General features: G+C 73.5%; 1 protein-coding gene. It reads right to left on the bottom strand.

The features are described from left to right. Nucleotides 1-548: 2Fe-2S iron-sulfur cluster-binding protein (locus ACPYOM_RS22125; protein WP_481347609.1), on the bottom strand; the 548-nt coding region annotated here is incomplete at both ends.

Genomic DNA, 548 nt, shown 5'->3' with positions numbered 1-548 from the left:
GGTCTGGATCAGCTCGCCCTCGTCGCCGTGGACCTCTCCGGTACGCAGGTCGCGGACCTTGCCGGCCACGAGCGGTGTCAGGCAGCTGCGGCAGATGCCCATGCGGCAGCCGCTCGGCATGACGACGCCGCACTCCTCGCCGGCGTCGAGGAGCGGCACGTCGCCGCCGGCCTCGACCTCCTTGTCGGACTTCTCGAACACAACGACCCCGCCCTCGCCGCCGGTTCCCGGCAGCAGGACCGGGGCGAAGCGCTCGATCGTGAGGCTCGCGCCCGTGGCGTCGGTGCCGTCGACGCCCTCGCGGGCCCACAGCTCCTCGGCGTCGTCGAGCAGCTCTGCCGGACCGCACGCGAACGCCTTGCGGGTGCGCCAGTCGGGACACAGCGCGTCGAGGTCGGCGGTCGTCGACAGGTCGAGGCGGCGCCCGGCCTGCTCGCTCAGGCCACCCTCCTCACGGGTGAACCAGTGCCGGACCCGCAGGCCGGGGAACTGGTCGGCGAGCTCGAGCAGCTCGTCGTGGAAGAGGGCGTCGTGCCGCGTGCGCGCAC

The organism is Monashia sp. HAY1-2A, assembly GCF_056755315.1.
The sequence above is the reverse complement of the archived record's forward strand: the minus strand, read 5'-3'. Positions and strand labels throughout refer to the sequence as shown.